The 16155-nt window shown below is 47.2% G+C and carries 13 protein-coding genes; 1 reads left to right on the top strand and 12 read right to left on the bottom strand.

What is annotated here, in order from left to right:
• Positions 1 to 285: 285 nt before the first annotated feature.
• Positions 286 to 1584 (bottom strand): solute carrier family 23 protein, encoded by a 1299-nt coding sequence (locus RGU75_RS12975; RefSeq protein WP_322236543.1) that lies wholly within the window; start codon positions 1582 to 1584, stop codon positions 286 to 288.
• 534 nt (positions 1585 to 2118) lie between these two features.
• On the opposite strand from RGU75_RS12975, the gene RGU75_RS12970 reads away from it, so the two are divergent.
• Positions 2119 to 2340, top strand: coding sequence for a catalase (locus RGU75_RS12970; RefSeq protein WP_322240500.1), 222 nt, complete (start codon positions 2119 to 2121; stop codon positions 2338 to 2340).
• A 121-nt stretch (positions 2341 to 2461) separates the two neighbouring features.
• Here RGU75_RS12970 and RGU75_RS12965 read toward each other — a convergent pair whose 3' ends face one another.
• From RGU75_RS12965 to epsF, 11 genes are all read right to left on the bottom strand, one after another.
• Entirely contained in the window at positions 2462 to 3583 is a 1122-nt protein-coding gene (locus tag RGU75_RS12965; protein ID WP_416186815.1) for a hypothetical protein, read from the bottom strand.
• Between the two features lie 128 nt (positions 3584 to 3711).
• Positions 3712 to 4680, bottom strand: a complete 969-nt coding sequence (locus tag RGU75_RS12960) for a DUF535 family protein (protein WP_322236539.1) — start codon at positions 4678 to 4680, stop codon at positions 3712 to 3714.
• Positions 4681 to 4804: 124 nt separating this feature from the next.
• Complete coding sequence (locus RGU75_RS12955; protein ID WP_322236537.1) at positions 4805 to 6223, bottom strand: mannose-1-phosphate guanylyltransferase/mannose-6-phosphate isomerase; 1419 nt, start codon at positions 6221 to 6223, stop codon at positions 4805 to 4807.
• Positions 6220 to 7434, bottom strand: coding sequence for an NDP-sugar synthase (locus RGU75_RS12950; RefSeq protein ID WP_322236535.1), 1215 nt, complete (start codon positions 7432 to 7434; stop codon positions 6220 to 6222). The genes RGU75_RS12955 and RGU75_RS12950 overlap by 4 nt, the downstream gene beginning before the upstream one ends.
• 76 nt (positions 7435 to 7510) lie before the next feature.
• Positions 7511 to 8248 carry a WecB/TagA/CpsF family glycosyltransferase gene (locus tag RGU75_RS12945; protein WP_322236533.1) on the bottom strand — a complete coding sequence of 246 codons (738 nt, stop codon included), beginning with the start codon at positions 8246 to 8248 and terminating at the stop codon, positions 7511 to 7513.
• A 106-nt stretch (positions 8249 to 8354) separates the two neighbouring features.
• Positions 8355 to 9836 (bottom strand): lipopolysaccharide biosynthesis protein, encoded by a 1482-nt coding sequence (locus RGU75_RS12940; RefSeq protein WP_322236531.1) that lies wholly within the window; start codon positions 9834 to 9836, stop codon positions 8355 to 8357.
• A gap of 113 nt (positions 9837 to 9949) precedes the next feature.
• Positions 9950 to 11041, bottom strand: coding sequence for a glycoside hydrolase family 5 protein (locus RGU75_RS12935; protein ID WP_322236529.1), 1092 nt, complete (start codon positions 11039 to 11041; stop codon positions 9950 to 9952).
• A 50-nt stretch (positions 11042 to 11091) separates the two neighbouring features.
• The gene (locus tag RGU75_RS12930; protein ID WP_322236527.1) at positions 11092 to 12249 is read right to left on the bottom strand and encodes a glycosyltransferase family 4 protein; all 1158 of its coding nucleotides are present in this window, start codon (positions 12247 to 12249) and stop codon (positions 11092 to 11094) included.
• A complete protein-coding gene (locus RGU75_RS12925) occupies positions 12239 to 13573 on the bottom strand; it encodes a polysaccharide polymerase (RefSeq protein WP_322236525.1) in 1335 nt (444 codons plus the stop codon). Before RGU75_RS12925 ends, RGU75_RS12930 begins: the two co-directional genes overlap by 11 nt.
• A gap of 165 nt (positions 13574 to 13738) precedes the next feature.
• On the bottom strand, positions 13739 to 14614 hold the full coding sequence (gene epsG / locus RGU75_RS12920; RefSeq protein WP_322236523.1) for a chain length determinant protein tyrosine kinase EpsG: 876 nt from the start codon (positions 14612 to 14614) through the stop codon (positions 13739 to 13741).
• A gap of 5 nt (positions 14615 to 14619) precedes the next feature.
• Positions 14620 to 16035, bottom strand: coding sequence for a chain length determinant protein EpsF (gene epsF / locus RGU75_RS12915; RefSeq protein ID WP_322236521.1), 1416 nt, complete (start codon positions 16033 to 16035; stop codon positions 14620 to 14622).
• Positions 16036 to 16155: the final 120 nt, after the last annotated feature.

The raw sequence follows: 16155 nt of genomic DNA, 5'->3' as shown, positions 1-16155 counted from the left end.
GCTCTTCGCTCTGTATTACATTCGCTAGTTAGTTATTTGCATCGTTAGTTTTTACGTTGGCTGGTTATTGCATCGGCCGACCAATGTTAGTTCGGCCAGCTACTTTATCGCCCATCTGACTTTTAATAAATCGGTCATACGCAACGTTTACACACATTGTTTTTTCAGGACGTTTACTGTCGCAGAGACTGAAGCGACATCATGGGGCCTCAAGAAAGAAACTATTCCTAAGGCCCATTGAAAGTATCTGCGCAATCAACACATTGCCGCTTTAATGTCTTTACTTTACGTCTTCTTCAAACCCAGCAACGCGTATAAAATAATTGCACCAAAAGTCGCGGTACCAATTCCACCGAGCGAAAATTGACCCAACTTCAACGTAAAATCACCAGCGCCCAATACCAGCGTCACTGCAGCGACGATAAGGTTACGGTTATTAGAAAAATCGACTTTATTCTCAACCCAGATACGCGCACCAGAAACCGCAATCAATCCAAAGACGACGATTGATACACCACCCAATACCGCCGCCGGAATAGTCTGAATCACGGCCCCGAACTTCGGTGAAAAACCTAATACCAGCGCAATTAGCGCGGCAACCACAAATACCAACGTAGAGTAAATTTTTGTCACGGCCATCACGCCGATATTTTCAGCGTAGGTTGTAACGCCCGTTCCCCCAACACTACCGGAGAGTATGGTTGCCAAACCATCACCTACGAATGCACGTCCCATATATTTATCGAGATTTTGTCCGGTCATGGCACTTACTGCCTTAATGTGACCGAGATTTTCAGCGACCAGAATCACCGCAATCGGAGCGAGCAACGCCATCGCATTGAGCTGGAATACGGGCGCGGAAAAATGGGGAATACCAAACCAGGCCGCATGAGCGACGATTGAGAAATCGATTGCTTTTCCCATTCCTGCACCGTTGGTCAGCACCGCATAAATCACATAAGCGAGCATCAATCCGACCAAAATCAGCAAACGCTGCAACATACCGCGTGCGAACACCGCAACCCCGCCGACGCAAAGTACCGTGCCAAGCGCCATCCAGGCATCGAAATTGTTACCGATCACCCCTTTAACGGCAATGGGTGCCAAATTCAAACCGATCACAGCGACCACCGCGCCGGTCACTACGGGCGGCATCAGCTTTTCGATCCAGCGCGTGCCGACCAGCATCACCACGAAACCGATCACCGTATAGACCACGCCGCAAGCGATAATGCCACCGAGCGCGACCCCAAGATTGACATTGACACCGCTGCCGCTATAACCGCTGACGGCAATCACTAGCCCGATGAACGAAAAGCTGGAACCCAAATAACTTGGAATACGCCCACCTACCAAGACGAAAAACAATAGCGTTCCTATGCCGGACATAAAAATCGCCAAATTTGGATCGAATCCCATCAGCAATGGCGCTAAAACCGTCGAACCAAACATCGCGACCACGTGCTGCACACCCATTGCAAAAGTCTGTGGCCAAGGCAGGCGCTCATCGGTTGAGATGATTTGTGCCTGCCCGCCTGCCACAGCGGCGCGCAAGCGCCACTTCGGAAAATAAGAACTCGCCATAGTTTTCTTCCTGAAAGCCCGACTGGCGATTGCTGTTTTTAGTCTATCGACGCAAAACAACCACCGCCAGTCGGATGATTTATTTGAATTTTGATTGGGGAGTAGTGTACGAAGACCAAGCCAAAATGACAATCGACATTCAGCAATTGCACGGAGAAATACCTGTTTAAGGTGTTTGTGTGACGATGACGGCGAAGTTATATATTTGATACTTTTTCAGTGCATTGTTAAAGCGCTAAAGGTCATGATGGAACTCAAGGGACTACATAAATATTATCAATTTCATCATTATCGGACTTAACTTGGCATCATTTCGTACTCGAAACCACAATAAATAAGCACGCAGACCAGTTAATCAAACAATGACAATTCATTGCCTTAATTACCACTAACACGCATCATTTCCGGAGATTTTTTGAAACAATTCACTGTCCGTCCTCTCGCAATCTCATTCGTTCTGCATAATCTGTTCAGCGCAATGGTTTTGACACTCGCTTCGCAAGCCATGGCCGCGGATCAAGCGCCCCACCCCGTATCAACGATGGCACGGCGGTCTGGCCGAATGATCGGCCTCAAATCGCGTTAGGTATTTTGTCGCTGACCACGATGGCCCCTGATAGCGCCGCAATCGAAAAAACGCTGACGTTCAATCCATTACTGTTGGTAGATGGCATTGCGCCTTCGGCAGATCCAATCCTGTTGGCGCGCCAGATCGCTTATAGTTTTAGCGTGAGACGGCGCTTTTCGGGACAATAAAACGATAGACTTCACCCTGCTCTGCTAAGTAGAACGATAATCCCGTGTGCGAGACGTTAAAATCTCGCACCCTTTCGACCCACATTACGGGCTTCCCGCTTTCCATTCTCCAACGCAGGGATCACACGGTGAAGTCGGTCAATTTCGTGTCTGCAAACGTATCGGGCGCCAGTAACCGCTCCATCACTTCAGACCAACGCAAAGGCGTTCTTTTCGGCGCTATACGCGGTGCCACCAGTGCTGCACGAATAGCCTGCCCGATCGAGTCGGCATCGCTCGGAATATACCCAAAGCGCGATGGATAGTCACCAGCAATCCCCACCGGGCATACCGCTGGCAACCGAAAAAAATCATATTGCATTAGCTTCATGGACGTATCGGAAAGATAGCGTGGCACCTCGCTCGAACGATAAGGTGCGATGCCCATCGTCGCGTGCTTGATATAGGGTAACGTAGCCTGATGTGGCATTTCTTCATGGACCACTACATTCTTTCCGTACCCCGGCTCGGCTCCCGTGCCCGACCCAATAATATGAAATGTGACTTCCGGGAACATTGCCGATGCGATGACAAAAAAACTGGGATCGAATAGCATAGACCCAACCGATACCGCATGCAGACCCGGCCCATACGGCGAGGGATCGGCATGATCTTCCACCGAATAATCGAAACCGTGCGGGATCACATAACAGTTTTCCAGACTTGGCATCCGATCAGCCAGCATGCGCGACGTTAGGCAAAGCGCATCCATTTTCGGCCCGACTCGGGCGAACGTATCTTTTACATAAGATGCGACGTTAATGGTATCGAGATCATCCGAGGCGAGATAAATAGTTTTTGCCTGCGGATTGAGGCGTCGCACTAAATCAAAGAAAATTGGTGCTATGCCACTTTCAAATACCACTACATCGGCATTTTGTATCCACTCCACCAGCACCGGACTGGGATGGTCGATGTAACGTTTAAATAGAAATTTTTCGATAGGATAAAAAGCACCCTTGCGCAAGTTGATTGGATGGATAATTGTTTTCCAAAGGTAGCAATTAACACCTTCGTACATCTCCACTTTATTGGCGAGCCTATCCAAAGAACTCCGAGGATCCGATTTTAATTGGGAAAGAAAACTGTATTGGCATGAAAAAAAACTGGTCGGACCATATTTCGCCAATTCTGCAGCGATGAAATGCATGTTCACCTTCCGCCGCGATCTGTAATCATGTGCGGTAATCACTAATGATCTCATCGTGTTAGCTCCTGTTGAGGCACATCTGCAAAACAGAGATTCGATTTACTATTGAAAACGTACGTCTGATCGTAGGGTCGTAAAAAAATGTAAGACACAAAATTGTTATATTGAATGAAAGCGATGTTTTACGACGTCACGACATCTTTTCTGGAGTCAATACTCCTCCTGACTTCTTGTGCTTCTTTCACAAAAAAATGTTCCATTGCGCGTGCCACGTGATCGCTAATTTCATTTTTGAAAGCGCGCTTTTTTTGCGTCCGTTTCCGATGTTTCATTTCAATCAGTTCAAGGGGTTTTTCGACGAATGGAACAGGAATTTCATAAAAATTTGTGTCTGACACCAGAGCACCATATTTTTCAAAAAAATTGTTATATGAAAAATAAAATTTCTTACCTTGCGATATCTGATTTTTATTGCCAATCCCTACCAACGTCTTAAAACCAAGTGCAGTCGTTACGCCGCTCATCGCCGCCATCAATAATTGCGCGGGTTGAATATCATGACAAAGTTTAGTCGCCAACTTCACATTTTCAAAATCATGCATTCCCTGAACACTAGAAATAAATAACACATTTTTGTCTCCAAGTCCAAAGGGAGCTCCATCGGAGATGACAAAAATTATGCGATAAATACTTACTTTATCTATTTTGAAAATTAAACATAGATCGCCCTCATAATCGATCGTGTGAGGAAATCCAATCACGATCTCACATACAATATCATCGATCTGTTTTGCCCATAGCCGTGCTGGCACATTATAAATAACCTCCAAAAAATTGGTTTTAAAATGTTTTTGCAAGTATAAATAATGTCCTGTCAATATCGCAAGGCTATTCTTCTTTGAGATATCAAAAGAGATGTAGTTCCGCAAGTACTTATATGATATTTCAGGTATATCAAGAATTAATTTGGCCGCCTGAGGATGGCTAAGCGTATTGACAAGCTTTATATGACGCCTGATATTAAGTAACAGGAATAACCCCCTTTGCCAAGTTTGCAAGGTTAAAATAGATCTCCTTTTTACGATATTCCGTGTAATGACGGAAGTAGTAAAAAATAGATATTTAAACGATATTTTTGAATTGATTGACATGATTTTATCTCCCAATAAAACATTAACAATTAACTTCAACTACCAACTTCTCTACAATTTAAATCGAAAAAATCGTATAAGAAATACGCATATGAAGAATGCGAATGATCAATTATCAATTTTCTCAACTCCGTTTATACATATCCTCAAACCGCACAATGTCATCCTCGCCTAGATATCCGCCTGACTGGACTTCGATCAAATGCAGCGGCATTTTTCCTGGATTTTCTAAACGGTGCTTGACGCCGATTGGAATATAAGTGGATTCATTTTCTGATAGAAGTTTTTCCTCGCTGCCGCAGGTAATCAGCGCGGTACCGCTAACGACCACCCAATGTTCAGCACGGTGATGGTGCATTTGAAGCGATAGTTTTCCGCCTGGTTTGACGGTAATCCGCTTTACCTGATAACGCTCACCGATATCAATGCCTTCATAGCTTCCCCAAGGCCTGTATACATGGGCATGGCTCATATGCTCGGTTCGACCTTTTTTCTTAAGCGATTCCACGATATGTTTGACCCCTTGCACCTGATCTTTGTGGACTACCAGGACGGCGTCCTTGGTTTCGACGACGACCAGATTTTCCACACCGATGACAGCAACGAAACGGCTCTCTGCGCGCACCATCGCATTGCGAACGTTGTCGGCATAGACATCACCGCGCAGTACGTTGCCGTCGATATCGGACTCCAGAACGTCGCACAGCGCGGCCCAAGAGCCAACGTCGTTCCAACCGAATTGCGCTGGTACCACCACCGCATGCCGGGTATGTTCCATAACGGCATAGTCGATTGACTCCGAAGGACAGGCCGCAAAGGCGGCTTCGCCAAGGCGGCAAAAATCCAGATCGTGGTACGCATCATGAAATGCCAACTCACAGCTATCAGCAATCGCTGGCCGATAGGTGCTTAATTCGGCGAGATAGCGTGCGGCCTGAAATAGAAACATTCCGCTATTCCAACTGTAGGCAGGATCGGCAACAAATATCTCAGCGGTCTCGCGAACCGGTTTTTCGACAAAGCGCTCAACCGCAAAACAACCGTCGGCAGCCTCAACAGGCTTGCCCTGACGGATATAACCATAGCCCGTCTCTGGCCCAGACGGCACAATTCCGAAGGTCGCTAATGCGCCACGCACAACTGGTTCTAACGCCCGCTGCACAGCGGCATGGAACGCCGCCACATCAGTAATCACATGGTCGGCGGGTAGCACCAGCATGATGGCTTGCGCATCCCGTTTCAACAGAAAATGCGCTGCCGCCGCGACCGACGGGGCAGTATTCCTTCCTACTGGTTCCAACAATATTCCGCAAGGAGTAATGCCAATGGCACGTAATTGTTCTGCCACCAAAAACCGATGATCGTTGCCGCAAGCCACCAGTGGCGGCATCAATTCGGGCCACTCCGCTATACGCATTAACGTCTCTTGCAGCATCGTGAGGTCAGAACACAACGGCAACAGCTGTTTGGGTAACGCTTCGCGCGACAATGGCCACAAGCGCGTACCGGCACCGCCGGCTAAGATCACAGGATAGATTTTCATACCCTGCTCACCGAGTCGTCTATCAAATTCGCGTCAGAAATCGTATCGTCACCATTCTGTGAATTTGTTGATGCAGCCTTATTTTTAGGCAAGAATATTGTTTTATGTAGCTGATGGCGTGCATCACACCATGAGCGCTTGCCGGTCGTTGACGATAACGACATTTCCCCACCACGGGTAACGCCATATTCCTTTACGATCACCATTTCTTCCAACGAAGCCTCGGGGAATATCCGCGTGTACTCAAACAAGACGCTGCGCACCAGTGTGGAACCAGAACATATGTGGCAGCCATGTCCAATCCAGGTCGGGCCAATGATAGTGCAACCAGATTCAATCAGACAACCGGCACCAATATAAACCGGACCTTGAATCGTCGTTCCATTCCAGTCAATGCTGGTGTTAAGACCAATCCACACGCCGTCGGCAATCAGTGTTCCGGGAACTTCCATTTGCGCGACCTCACCTAATAAAACACTTTGCAGCACGCTCCAATAGTCGGTCACAGTGCCTATGTCGATCCAGTTGAAGAATCGCTGTTGCGCATAAAATGGCAAGCCTTTTTCAACTAACAAGGGGAACAGGTCGGAGCCGATGTCAAACGATGTCCCAACCGGTATGAGATCAATGACTTCGGGCTCAAAGATATAAATCCCCGTGCTAGCAAAGTTGGATAATGCATTTTCCTGTTTTGGCTTCTCCTGAAACGACTTGATCCGTCCATCGAGATCGGTTACTACCACACCGTAACTATCGACCTTCTCCCACGGTACTTTCTTAGTGACAACACTCACCATTGCACCTTTTTGTTTGTGCTCAAACAGCGCGGAAGTCAGATCCAGATCGATTAACGCGTCGCCACAAATCACAATGGTCGTGTCATCAAAAAAGTGAGCAAATTCCTGAATCTTCTTAATGCCGCCCGCCGAACCCAACGGTTCTGGGATTAACTCGCCGTTATCGTTTATATAGCCTTCAAACGAATAACCAATCTGTACCCCGAACTGGCTTCCGTTACAGAAATACTCTTCAATTTTGTGGTGTAAATAGCTAACATTTACCATAATGTCGCGTACGCCATAACTGGCAAGAAACTCGATCAGATAAGCCATCACTGGTTTGCCCAAAATTGGTATCATCGGTTTGGGAAGGTCATAAGTCAGAGGACGAACTCGCGTGCCCCTACCTGCAGCTAATATCATCGCTTTCATTTTTATACTCCCTACAAAAGGTAATCGAAAATGATACAGACGCTTTAACAGTGAATCGCACTTGACTCTAATCCCTTCAAATATCCCAGCGATGCTTACGACACAACAACAAAAATCGCAAGATGTCGACCGTGTAGCGAAACAACAATCGTCGTGGTTCCAGACAGAGCCGATAAAGCCATTCGAGCCTGGTCCGTTGCACAAAAAGAGGTGCACGCTGTTTGTCACCACTCCAGAAATCGAATAAAGCACCGACGCCAATCACCAGGTTTGCATTTAGCATGTCGCGATTCGCGAGGATCCACTCCTCCTGAATCGGATTGCCTAGCGCCACCAAAAGTACCTCGGCCTCAGTAAAGTTAATGGCTTCGATCAAACTGCCAGAATTCTCCTTAAACCCACCATATCCGTCGCAGGCACCCACCACGGTCTGACCCAACACGTCGCGCAGATGATGAGCTGCTTTAGTCAGCGTTTCAGGTTTGCTACCGAGCATAAAAACGCGCATTGACTGCGCCGATTCGGAAAAAAAATAAGGAATAAAATCAGTGCCATTAAGATTTTCATCAAACTTTTGACTGGAAAATAAGAATGCTGCAATATCCATTCCTACGCCGTCGTTCACAATCAGCACTGAATCGGATCTCATCCTGTCCAGCAGATAACGACACTGAACGATAAAATTCGTATTAGCAAAAAATAGCGTCGTTTTTTTATTTCTTCTGAGGGTGCGACGCAACGCACCTGCCAATACCCGGGAAGTTGTTTTACGCACCGGATAACCAGCGATTGGATTCATTTTCTCTAAGCTCATGGATAACTCCCACAAAACCGCAAAATACTGCGACCGCAAAAGAAGGAAGAAAAAAAATTTCTCTAGCAATCTTTTGCCTCTGAAAGATAAAACAAAATTTCCACCATCAACGCGTAAAAAATCGGCGTATCCGGAGTGTTAGTAACAGCACTTCTTGCCACGAACCATTCACGTCTCTGACACGCCACCCAGTAATGGCAACCATACCTGGATACAACAAACTCGCAAGCAGAGTGCCCCCCACGATTAACGTCACATCGTTAAAGCGATTGGACATTACTAGTACATAGCAGGCTAATCCGACCCATAAAATAATACTTCCCACTACCGGCGGCGCCAGCGCATATAAAGTTATGCGTGTATTTAGGCCAATTGCTCGGCTAATCAACGTTTGCGATAGCGGAAACAAAATAAGATGAGCGGCGCAAAACGACAGGCTCATACCAAGCAAACCAAATCGATAAAAAAAAGCTGAAAGGCCGCCGGCGAGAGTCAATTTTGCGATTCCGAGAACTACCGGAACACGATTTTTTCCAATCGCAAAAAACAAGTAATCATTTAAATCGAGAATCGATGCGATCAAATAGAGAATTGCCAAAGCACCGACGGTGGGTGCTGCTGGCAACCACTTCTGCCCGAATACAACCGCGATCAAAGGCCGCGCCAACTCAGCTTGGAAGCACAGTAACGGTGCCGCACAAAACAAGGTAATGCCGAGAATCTTTAAGTAACCGAGTTGTAAGGCCACTGCATTCGACTGTGAATTTGAAAATACAGGCAAAGCTACTTTGTGCATTGAACTGGATATCAACAGATAGACCGAGGAAGTCATCCGTTTTGCCATATTGTAAAGACCAGTCGCATAGGGCCCCAAACAAACGCTGACCAATAATGCGTCGCCGTTGGTACTGACAAAGTCTAAAAATCCCGCAATGGATACCTGCCGCGAATCTATCCAAAATCGCTGAGTTAATGCACGATCAAAAACGATGCGTGGTAACCAACGGCTCTGTAACATCACAAGCAACAACGCCAAACCCGAAGCCGTTACCTGCTGCCCCACTAACGACATCCCACCGACACCACTAACCGCTAGCGATATCCCAACGATACCGCCTAGCGTGACTGAAAAAATCGATCTGATCGCCAGCTGACGAAACATCATGTTACGCACTAGCCGGGCCTCAAACGCACGCACCACACCAAAAAATAGAATCGAGATACTCATACCCTGCCAAACCGACTTAAGCTCGGGTGCGCCAAATAATGTTGAAACGACGCCAGCAGAACAAAACATTAAACAAGCCAACAAAAAACCAATAACCGTGCAATAGGTAAATACCCAAGAATAAAGTTTGTCGTCGGGATCCGCGGCTCGCACCACGGGCATGGCAATCGCGTCAAATACCACTAATCGAGTGAACAAAATAAAGAGATGTGCCACCGTTAATAAGCCGAATGCATCAGGTTCCAGAAAGCGCGCCAGGACCGCGAAAATAGCGAACGAGAGTACCTGTTGTGCAAGGTTGTCCATGATCGACCAGGTTGATCCGGATATGACGTTGCCGTGGCTATTAATCTGCTCCATAGTTTTATTTTCCTAGTTCAATTGCGCGTAAAGGACGGTAAAGATCAACAAATTTCGTCGTGCGCATACACCCCTAGCCCCTTTAAATCTCACTGGCATTGCACGTTACTAACTCACATACCGTTTTTTAAAATTGCGATTTGCGGTTTGTCTCCATTACTGTCGGGATGGATACTCAATGGATATGACCCAAGCCATTTACCAGCCGACCAGTAAGTCCATCCGCCCCACACCAGACTACCTTTCATTTTTTCTACCATCGCCGTCAATGCATCGAGACATTGCGCGTTGGCCGATACGCCGAACTCACCCAGAAACAAACGCTGCCTGGTCAAAACACCCCATTGGGTCAAATCAACCATGATCTTTGTCAGACGCTCTGGTTCAATACAATTTGTATGGGTGCCGGAGAAATTTGAATCTGCATATTGATGCGCCTCGATCATGTAATTATTGGCAGGATCATGAAAGGTTTTAAAACCTTCGGCGTTTGAAATGCCGCCCTCTTTCGAGAACCACGAGTGCGCGCCGCTCCACCCTCCGCCTGCAACTAGAATCATATTTTTTGCACCACTTCGACGCAGGGCATTAACTGTTTCCTGTGCCGTGATTACCCAACTGCCAATCGAAATTTTGCTGGGTTCGTTCATCAGGTCAAACGCGACGTTCGTTGGATCTTTGAACGACGGTAACAAGCGCACCCATAAATCGCTCAATGCGGCCCGCGGCACCTGAACCGAACCGATAGGCTGCCCACGATATTCGCCATAATTATGCACGTCGAGTATTACGCACGCGCCAATTGACCGACCTGCCGAAACGGTATCCACTATTCTTTGTAACTCTGCTTGATCCAGTGCTCCGAATAACTGGGGTTGTATCCGCTCCCACAGAAATGGCAGGCGAAAGGTGTTCATCCCCAACGTTTTAAAATAGCGCATATCTGCGAGATCAGGATAGACATAGTCCTTAAAAAGGGTGCCCGGTAATTTTTCTGAAGCAAATTCGGCACCGCTTAAATTGACTCCTGCCATCTGCTTTCCATCAATGCAATTAGCGGACGTGATGGGCGAAACCAGCACACATCCGGCCACCACGGCTATCGTTAGCACGATTTTTAAAATACGCCACCACCGATCTTTAATCGATATGGGGATGGTTGATCGCACCAATGCTGCCGTCGCATTCACTCTTGTTGTTCTCATGGTTTGCGCCGTAAATTTAATGTAGTTAGAAAATTTTCCGTTGTTCCAATCTACTTACTCATTCCAATGTGGATCTTAGGAGAAGTCCTTGCTGCCAACTGCGTATATATATCTGCATATCTATTTGCAATATGTCGCCAGTTGTAGCGCTCGGCGAAATACTGAGCCTGCATGCGTCTTCGAGCATGATCGGGGTGACCTGTTGAATGTAATTTCAACAGCGCTTCGACACTATCGTGAATGTTTTCTGCAGACAAAATAATGCCCATTTCTGACTGCATGACCAGATGGCGAAACGGGGGAATATCGCTTAACAACGGCGTCAATCCGGCGCTCATTGCTTCAATCGGAGCAATGCCAAAACCTTCATGTCGCGACAAACAAATGAAATAACTTGCTTGTCCAATTAAATCCGCTAACTCAGACTCAGATGGGTTCGGTACTATTTGCACCAAATCGGTTAGATTGTGTTGCGTCACCCAATGCTGCAACTCCGCGGCGGTGTGATCATATTCTCGTCCTGCAATGATGAGCTTCCATCCGGCCTGGCCATCCGACAACTCCTTAAATAATGCAAGTGTTTCAAGCAAGCCTTTATTGGCCGACCACCTTCCAAAATAGATCATCGTCTGGGTTGGTGTGGCAGAAGACAGGTTGCTGTATTTTTCAACATTGACCCCATTTTCGATGACCGTCAAAGTGGACGGCTTTACGATTTTTTTGAAAATTTGACCATCATTCTCGCTCGTAGCAATGATCTGGTCATAATTCAAAGACGACGCGCGCGTGACTGAGTTGAAGTAAATTTTTTTTAGTGTTGATGCAAACGTCGTGTGAAAAAATCCGCCATGGGTCGACGCAACAAGTGGTCGGTGGTGAAATGGCTTCGTGAGCGCCATATAGTCGAAAAAGAAATCGATACCGTGCACATGAATCACGTCGGCATCGGTCACCTGCCGCAACACTTGCGGACAAAATGGATATCTACTTGTACCGTGAAACGGCAACCGGACCACGTCCACGCCATTCACTTCTGCTTCGCGGGCCAGCAGTTCCGTAGAATTTTTGAACAAGCGATTCAACGTAACAATTTTAGGTCGCTGGTCGTGGTGTTCACGCTGCTGTCTTGCAATGTTTTGCACTACGTCTTCCATCCCGCCGACAGAAGGGGAATACTGACGCACGATGTGCACAACGTTAATAGGCATTTTGCGTCCCCTTACGTGCTTCAGCGAGTGCCGATGGCGCAGCGTGCAAGTTTGTATGTAACGCGGATGGCGCGTACTCTACAGGCCGCATCGAGGTTTCTTTTTTGCGTCCCACGCAACAGCCAACCAAAAACCATAAAATACCAGCGGTTTTCAGAGCAAACAATGAAGTACCGCTTACACATAAAATGAGTGACATGTAAAGCGTGATGTAGGCCCTGAAACGGTTTCCCCTCTCATTCTCCATCTTCAGCATCCAGAACGTGATCCATAAAAAGAGACATAGGAGCACACCTAACCGCGTCAATAATGCGGAATAACCCATGTCGCCAAAACCGATATTGAATCCTTCGATTCCGAATATCATTCCCACATCAAACGTCAACAACATCTGTCCACTGACATACAGCCGTCCGAGAATATTATCGCCATAATGTCCATCAAAAAATAATCCGATAACCACTAACAGGACGACACTCAGCAATGGCAAAGACATCATCCACGCATTAGTCCGACCAAACGGTAAACAGCGCATCAGTATTAACGCCCCTACAGTAATCATGCCGTAGCGCGAGTCACTTAACGCAATCATCACGGCCGACGCTACAAGGAAAAAAACCATATCTTTAGCCTCCTCACGTCGTTTGGATAAACCCCACGCAGCAATGATGACGGCGAAATTTCCTAGCGATACCGGCTCTAAAAATAATGATGAAACACGGTGATTACCCAACAAAGACGGCAAGATAGTCCGACCGATTCCCTCCGGGCGCATACCGTTCAAACCTAATACGCTGTCTTTAGCCCAGTTGGTCCCCGCCGTCAATCCACCCTGACTAACGTAATAGGAGAAGATATTGAACACGCGAGAAAAGGCTTCCAAAAACCACAATTCAAAAAATCCAAATACCAACACCAGAACGGCCATCACTTTCAGGACACGATCAGCATAATGAACGTCCCCAATATGTCTGCCCAATCCGTAAAAAAGGATAGGAATCATGACATCACGAAATCCCTTTGGATCTAACTGATTTCGAAAAATGGCGATCAGAAACAGGTATGCTGCCACGAGCAATGCCACAGCAAAAAATTCCAATCGGATGTGTTTTATCAAGACTACCAGGCAGGCAAAGTAGACGACTGCTTCGGTCAAAGCAACACCCAGCATCGAAATGGGATGCACACTGGTATGCATCGCACATAGCAACGCCTGATACGTCAGGGCAACGATCAAAATCCAGAAGACCAGACTCTGCCCTGCCGGTGAATCGATAACACGCGGAGGAAAAAAATAGTTTCTGATTCGGAGAAGAGAGCGCATACAGTAACTAGCCTATAGTCTTTAATCAGGTAATAAAACGGTGCTATATCCGCTCAGATGATGCAGGTATTCCCGCGAGTCAAGATAAAAGCCGCGTAGCTGCAACATTTTTTTGCGGAATACAAAACCTATATCGGCGCCATGCCGATGACGTCGTTCAATCCATCAGAAACTCACCATCACGGACCCCACGATTTCAGTACCGCTGCGCCGTAATTGATCGCTGAAAGCAGTGATATCGGCCACTCGTGTATGGTTTTTTCGGACCACCAACAGCACGCCGCCAGCACGTGATGCGATGGTTAGACAGTCTGCTGCGCTCGTAAATGCTGGTGTGTCATATAAAATGATGTCGTAAAGATCGCATAATTTTTCATTCATTACACCAAAAGCTGAACGATTAATCAGCTCTTGCGGATTAGGCACACTTGAGCCAGCAGGCAGAATAGAGAGATCCAAAAATGTCTCTGCTCTGACCAGCATTTCGAGGCCCATTTTCCCCGCTAAAAGATCAGATAAACCATGGCCACGATTGAGACTAAATATTTCGTGCTGACGCGGACGCCGCAGATTGGCATCGACCAACAGCGTGGGATTGCCCAATTGCGAGAACACCACGCTCAGATTGGCTGCAAACAAACTGTTACCATCGCCCGGATTGACACTGGCAATTGCCAGCTTCTTATTGCCGGCAGCGAACCATTGCAACATCAATTGGCTACGTACATTTCGAAGCATTTCGACTTCTGCACTAAACGGTTGATACGCAGCCGTTAGCGATTCTGAAAAAATACCCGTACCGACCGTTTGATAGGGATAAACAATTTGGTGTTCGCGAATTTTCTGTATGTCTGACTCGCAGACTAGTCCAAGGCGTATTGCCGCATCGCCGAAGCGCAGACCTTCCTCTTCTTGCAAACGGTTCACGCATTCAGCTTGCTCAAGGGTGATTTTTCCTTGCTCCACAAGCATGCGCCCGATACTTGCATCCTTGGTAATCGCCATTGAGGGATTGACGATCGAAGTAACCGGATTGTTCATTGTGATTAACCCTTCCAACTGAGAAGTAAGCGCTGAGAGAAGCCGATGCTTTTAACGTCATAGCTACGCCTAGGTTTCTCCGCAATTATCGTTCCGAGCATTGGTGCATTAAGCAAGTTGGATAACTCATCCGCAGTTCTAATACGGCGATTGGACATTTCTGCCAACACCGCCAGCGCCAACCCCAGCATGGTGCCCATTAGTACCGACAGCACCGTGTTAAGTACTATATTTGGACTGACAGGCAGCACCGGGACTGCCGCTGGATTAAGGACGGTGACGTCAGACTGGTTCGATTTGCCTTCAAGTTCAGTTTGTGTCAATCGTAGATTAGCTGCGTCGTAGGCGCGCTGTGCATTGTCGGAATCCTTCACCAGGACCATCATCTCGTCGCGAGTACGGTTAAGTTGCAGCACTTTAGCAGTTTGTGCTTTCATCGCAGCACGGACTTCCGCTTCTCGCTGACGTAAAATCCGACCGTTATTGGCAGTCCCATTGTTCGTTGCGCTGATATTACTATTGAGCTCAGCCCGAAGTCGGTCTACCTCCGCTTTGGCTGCCTGATATTGAGGATGATTGCGATCAAGATTTTGCGATAACAGCGCAAATTTTCCTTCCGCCTGGGCCACCGACGCTTTCAGATTTTGAATCAGTGAATTGCCGATCACATCAGGAGAATCTCTTCCAGCGCTACCCATTGCCTGATTGCCGCGCGACGAGGCCTCAATCGCTTGCGCCTGCGCCAACACTAATTGGGTAGACAGTTCATTCAAGCGGTTCGATTCCACATCAAGATGGTTGTCGGTACTTACCAGGCCATGCTGTTGTTGGTATTGAGAAAGTTTATTACGTGACACTTCCAGTTCGGTTCGCAAGTTTTTTACCTGTATCTCGAAATATTTCGATGCCTGTTGCAAAGGTGTAATTTTTATCTGAAGATTGAGTTGCTGATAGGCAGCGGCAAAGCCATTGGCGACGGACGCCGCCAAAATCGGATCGCTGCCTTTACCAATAATTTCCAGCATGCTGCTTTCTCGTGTTGGCGCTACCTCGACCATTTTCAGGAGATAATCCGCCAGATATTCGCGGATCGAGCCTTCGCCTTTATTGACTTTTTTGAAGCGCTGCAAGACAACTGGATTGTTGGCCAGCCTCATGTTGTCGGCAACTTTCAGTGCCACGCTTCTGCTAGTGATCAGATCGACCTGCGTTGCCATATAACCGGACGCCAACTGTGTTGGCAGCACCTGGCCTGACACCGGATCGGTTCCTTTGAAATTCAGCAGCAAAGTGGTTGACGTTTTATACGTCTTAGGTAACACCAAGCTGACCGCAACGGTCAGCGCCACCGTAATGAACAAGGTCAATAAAATGATCTTGTAACGGGCGCGCAGAATAATTAAAAGCTGAGGAAAAGTCATAAAAATCTCTCTCGCATCCAAACATGAGACTTCACGGCAACCTAGCGTGTGTCGTTGCGACGATCGCCAGCGTTGCCACCTACAAATTAAGCACCAAACGCCGTAGAAGCATTAAAGGCG

This window comes from Glaciimonas sp. CA11.2 (assembly GCF_034314045.1).
In the GTDB taxonomy this organism is placed as follows: Bacteria; Pseudomonadota; Gammaproteobacteria; order Burkholderiales; family Burkholderiaceae_D; genus Glaciimonas.
The sequence above is the reverse complement of the archived record's forward strand: the minus strand, read 5'-3'. Positions and strand labels throughout refer to the sequence as shown.